We start from the raw sequence: 5151 nt of genomic DNA, 5'->3' as shown, positions 1-5151 counted from the left end.
CGTTCGGCTTCTTCCTGCGAGACGCCGCGGTCCTCGTAGCTCACTTCGATGTGCTCGGCCTTGCGCTTCTGCTTGTCGGTGTATTTGTCCTTGTCTCCCTTCGCCATCACGCTTCTCCTCGTGTCGTGTCGAGAACCCGTCCGCGCTAAGAAAATATATGAGCAACCCCGTATGGGGCAAGGGTTCCACGAAGAGATTGTCTTACGTTTGCAACGGGTTATCGTAGGGGCGCTGCTCGGCTGTCTACAGGAGAGAGCATCCCACCCGGCAATTGCAGCACTCGGGTTGGTTATCCTATCAGCTTGCGACGAGCGCGAAGACCTCATCCCGGGGACCCGGGCAGAAAGCGGAATAGCGAACCATGGAACTCAACCCTGTCACATCCATCGAATGGCTAGATTGGGATATCATCAGCCGGCTTGGCGTGGCTGCAATTCTCGGTCTGGTGCTGGGGCTCGATCGCGAGTGGCGCGGCCATGCCGCTGGCATGCGAACGCATGGCCTGATCTGTGTCTCGGCTGCGGCCATGGTCGTGTCGATCATGGCCCTGTACCATCAGCTCGACGGTCCGCGGATGGACCCCTTGCGACTGTTCGAGGCAGCCGGAGCGTTCATCGGGATAATCGGGGCCGGCCTGATCGTCTTCAGCAAGGGCCAACTCCACAATCTGACGACGGCGGCCCATCTATGGCTAGCGACCATGGTGGGTATTGCCTGCGGTGCTGCGCAATGGCCCCTGGTGGCAATTCTGACCGTAGTCAGCCTGATCATGATCACGGTCTTGCGGGTTGCGGAGGACAAGTTCGGCAAGGAGGACCGCAACATCGCGCGCTCGATCGGAAGGTCGCCCGAGGAGTAGGCGTCCGCTAAAGTGTTTCTAGATCTATAGCGCGGCTTTAGCTCTTGGATCCACGTGATGCACAGCTTCGTATGTCTCATCGAAAACTAGCGATAGAGATGCATCCCGGCCGGTATTGGTGGTGGATTGGCAGATCGGTTTTGTAAGGCGTTCGCAACTAAGACGCCTGCGATTAGCTGATTGTCCGAGAGAGGCTTGTGGAGACACCCTAGTGCGATCTCACCATGATCCGGGCCGGGACAATTCCCCGTAGCGAACAAAACGGCGACGCCGATGTCGTGCATTTGCCGAGCCACGACCAACCCACAACCGCCTCCTGAGAGCCGCATATCAACCAGCGCGAGATCGGGCTTATAGTGAATTGCAGCTAAGATCGCCGACTCTTCATCATCAGCTATTTTGATTACTTGGTGTCCCTGTGCTTCAAGAACGTCCTGCATGTTCATAGCCACTAGGGCTTCGTCTTCAACAATTAGTATCTTCATAAAAATTCGAACTCACAGCCGATCAACCGCGAGGAAGAACTATGCTTATGTGCGTTCCGCCAGCCTTATTCTGCGTTTCAACTTTCGCCCGAATTTGCCCCGTAAGGGCGTGCACGATTTTTGAACCCAATCCGGTGCCAGTTTCTGCACTGTCCGCGACGCAGTAACCTACGCCATCGTCAAGCACGGTAACGGTGATTTCCGTTTCCGTTGAACTGAGATGCACGCCCACGGTTCCCTTACGTTGATTAGGGAATGCATATTTGAGGCTGTTGGTGAGCAGTTCCGAAACGACAAGCGCCAAGGGCACTGCTCTATCCATTCCTATTGCGACACCAGACTGAAGCTCGAGTTCGATTCCGATGTCATCCACTCTGCTCATTGATCGCACCGTGGCCGTAACCAGCTCAGAAAGGAAATCTCCGATGTCCACCATCGAGTAGTCGCCATTCATATAAAGCCGCTGGTGAATAGAAGCCACCACAGAGACCCGGTGCCTTGCTTCCGACAAAGCAAACTTGAGACCGTCATCGGTCGCTTCGCGAGCATGAAGCTGAAGTAGTGCCATAACCAACTGTAGGCTATTTTTTACACGATGATTGACTTCTTGAAGAAGGACCTCGCGACCAGCCAAAGCAGCCTCCAAGTCTCTTTCTCGGTCCTCAAGTGACCGTTTCAAATGATTTTCGCGGGTGACATCGCGGATGGCAGCGAAGAATACTGGCTCGCCGTCATTTTCGAGCAACTGAAGGTGAACCGACACGTCATATAAGGACCCGTCTTTGCGCCGGTGAACCGTCTCGAAGACCATGTCGCCAGAGCCTGTTTCCAGGAGCGGGCGAACCTTTTCACGAAATTGAGCCTCGCTCAGATGTGGCTTCAGGTCCCACGGTGCGAGTTTACGCAACTCGTCGAATCCGAACCCGAGGTTGTCGCGCGCGCCTCGATTTACCAGCAAGAACCGAAAATCGGATGCAGAAAAGAGGTAAATTTCGCTAGCCGCATCCTCTACGATGAAGCCCAGCTGCGCGGCGCTGATTGGCTTAGAATTTCTAAGAGGCATCAGTCTTGCTAGTGATCAGCGGCGCTAATTTGCAAGCTCAATCTTCTGGCTCTAACAGCGCAGCACCCTGTCCGCTTCGACGGTTCGTCATCCGCCAAGTTGGCTCAAGATACCTCGTATTTGTGCATTAACCAGAAAATGCCTATTCGAGGCTATGGCTCGTATGATGCAGTGGGTCTTAAGGTTCCTGTTCCCAGCGGACAGCCCTCGCGAGCAACGCGAGCAGATTACTGGAATCTTCGAGAGCTTAAGGAGGCAGATCCCGCTACTCTATGGGGTCGCGCTCGTGAACTTTCTGGGCCTCCATGTGGCGACACATGGCGGTGAGCTGCGCTGGTTCTCGCCGCTAACTATCTTATCAGCCATCCTATTATGGCGGATGATCTATTGGATCGCGTTTCAAAAACCTTCCGAGGATTTCGCGAGGATAAAACGCGAACTGGTCACGATGGTCCTCTTCACAACCATCTTGTGTCTCGGGTTTTCGATCTGGGCTCAGTCCCTCATAACCGCCTACCCTAGCGAGACGATGACCATCCTGCTTTACAGCGTTCTTGCTGCGCTGGGGGTCGCTTATGGATTGAGCAGTTTTCCGCGGGCGGCGCTTCTTCCGTTGTTGATACTCGGTCTACCCGTAGCAATCCGGTTGTTTTGGATGGGGAAGCCGTCAGATCGAGGGATCGCCCTCAGTCTGATATTCGTCCTAGCCCTCTTCATTTGGCAGCTCCATGTTCATAATAGAGCTCTTCTGGGCTTGGTGCGTGGACAATTGGCGATCGCTCGCGAGCGAAACAGAGCTGTTGAGGCTGAGCTCCAAGCGACCAAGCGAGCCGATGAAGACGTGTTGAGCGGGATTGCCAATCGCGGAAAGCTTGTTCGCGAGATTGAGAAGGGCATGGTCCGCGGCCCGTTGACTGGGGGCGGCAGCGTGCTTGCTATTTGCGATCTTGATGGGTTCAAGTCAGCGAACGACGCATTCGGTCACGCTGCGGGCGACGAGATACTGCGCGAGTATGCTCGACGGTTGAAAGATGCTTTCGGAGCCGAGGCGCTAGTTGCCAGGCTCGGAGGCGACGAGTTTTCAGTTTTCTGGAAGGATGGATTATCGAGACCTGGACTGGAAGCTGCGTCAACTCAGATCTGTGAGCTAGCAAGCCAACCGGTCCTATGGGATGGAAAGGAGCTATTCGTCGGTGCTTCGTGCGGCGTAACGGAAGCAGGACCATACACTTGGTCTGACGAAGAGTTTTTCCGGCAGGCAGACTCCGCTCTCTATAAGGCGAAAGCGTCCTCGCGTGGACATTGGCACCTATACGATCTGCCTCAATTCGAGGCAGATCAACGGCGAGCAAAGATTGAAAAGTCGATTTTGTCGGGTGAAGCGCTTCGTGAAATGGAGGTCCACTTCCAGCCCATTTTTGATCTTAAGGAAGGAGTTCCTGTATTCGCTGAAGCTCTTGCTCGTTGGAACAACGCAGAACTGGGCGCGGTGTCTCCCGATGAGTTCATTCGCATCTCTGAGAAGCTCGGCGTCATTGATCGATTGAACGAACGTCTTCTGGAAATGGCGTTGGCGTCAGCTGAGACCTGGCCGGCAAACCTCTCCCTTTCATTCAATCTCAGCGCCATGCAATTGAGCCGTTCGGGGGCTAGTGACAAACTTCAAAAGATTGTGTCGGCTTCTTCTTTTCATGCTCACCGCGTTCAGTTCGAGATCACAGAGACAGCAATCCTTGCCGATCTGGGGCATGCCGAACAAGAACTAGCGAAGCTATCCCATTATGGTTTTACAAGCGCACTGGATGACTTCGGTTCTGGCTACGCATCGGTAGCATACCTTCGAGAGCTTTCCTTTGATACAATCAAGCTGGACGGATCTTTGATGGACAATATCATTCACAGCGAGCGCTCGCGCCAAATATTGTCGGGTCTGGTAGATTTGTGTCATTCGGCTGGTGCTCGATGTGTTGCCGAACATATCGAAACGCACGAGCAGCTAAAAATGGCAAGAGCAGTGGGCTGCGATTACGGGCAAGGCTTTTGCTTGGGGAAGCCGGCTACAAGCGAACGAATGCTCAAGGCGCTGTATTCCAACTTAGGCTCTTCGCCTTCTTGATTGAGGTGTTTCTCAAGCTATTAGCCGATTAGGAGATAACAGTGCTGTTCGAAAAAATTAAAACGGCCGGTCTTTCACACCTCTCCTATCTTATCGGAGCCGGCGGAATGGCTGCCGTCATCGATCCTCGCAGAGATTGCGATATCTACGTTGAAAGAGCACGAAACGAGGGGCTGCGGATAACGCATATCTTCGAGACCCATCGCAATGAGGATTTGGTTTCAGGAGCGCCGATACTCGCAAAACTGACTGGGGCAGAGGTTTTCCATGGGCCGAACGCGGATGGCGAGGTGGAATACGCGAAGACTACGAGGGATGGTGATTGTCACGCGATCGGACAGCTCGAAATCCGCGTCCTCGAAACGCCCGGACATACATTCGATCACCTCGCTTATGCCATATTCGATAGCGAATACCCCGAAACGGCGGTGGGCGTTTTTACCGGCGATGCGCTGTTCGTTGGCGATGTTGGCCGAACCGATTTCTATCCTGAACGGAAGCGGGAGGTTGCCGGCCTTCTCTTCGACTCTCTCCGCAAGATTTGCGAATTAGGCGACCAGGCGATCATTTATCCCGCCCATGGTGCTGGTTCGGTTTGCGGGTCGGGCATGGCAGACAGGGAGTTTTC

At 54.1% G+C, this 5151-nt stretch carries 5 protein-coding genes and 1 pseudogene; 3 read left to right on the top strand and 3 right to left on the bottom strand.

Annotated elements, in window-relative coordinates:
* A pseudogene (locus GRI55_RS15435) lies at window positions 1-107 on the bottom strand (plasmid stabilization protein); the annotation flags it as partial.
* A 254-nt stretch (window positions 108-361) separates the two neighbouring features.
* On the opposite strand from GRI55_RS15435, the gene GRI55_RS15430 reads away from it, so the two are divergent.
* Window positions 362-859, top strand: coding sequence for an MgtC/SapB family protein (locus GRI55_RS15430; protein WP_160767633.1), 498 nt, complete (start codon window positions 362-364; stop codon window positions 857-859).
* Between the two features lie 86 nt (window positions 860-945).
* Here GRI55_RS15430 and GRI55_RS15425 read toward each other — a convergent pair whose 3' ends face one another.
* On the bottom strand, window positions 946-1344 hold the full coding sequence (locus GRI55_RS15425) for a response regulator (RefSeq protein WP_160767622.1): 399 nt from the start codon (window positions 1342-1344) through the stop codon (window positions 946-948).
* 22 nt (window positions 1345-1366) lie between these two features.
* Window positions 1367-2407 (bottom strand): sensor histidine kinase, encoded by a 1041-nt coding sequence (locus GRI55_RS15420; RefSeq protein WP_063511736.1) that lies wholly within the window; start codon window positions 2405-2407, stop codon window positions 1367-1369.
* 163 nt (window positions 2408-2570) lie between these two features.
* Between GRI55_RS15420 and GRI55_RS15415 the strand changes: the two genes are divergently transcribed.
* Window positions 2571-4523: a putative bifunctional diguanylate cyclase/phosphodiesterase gene (locus GRI55_RS15415; RefSeq protein WP_063511737.1), complete on the top strand. Its 1953-nt coding sequence runs from the start codon at window positions 2571-2573 to the stop codon at window positions 4521-4523.
* 41 nt (window positions 4524-4564) lie between these two features.
* Window positions 4565-5151, top strand: a 587-nt coding sequence (locus GRI55_RS15410) for an MBL fold metallo-hydrolase (RefSeq protein ID WP_160767632.1), incomplete at its 3' end; no start/stop codon positions are given.

The organism is Qipengyuania citrea, assembly GCF_009828015.1.
GTDB lineage: Bacteria > Pseudomonadota > Alphaproteobacteria > Sphingomonadales > Sphingomonadaceae > Qipengyuania > Qipengyuania citrea.
The sequence above is the reverse complement of the archived record's forward strand: the minus strand, read 5'-3'. Positions and strand labels throughout refer to the sequence as shown.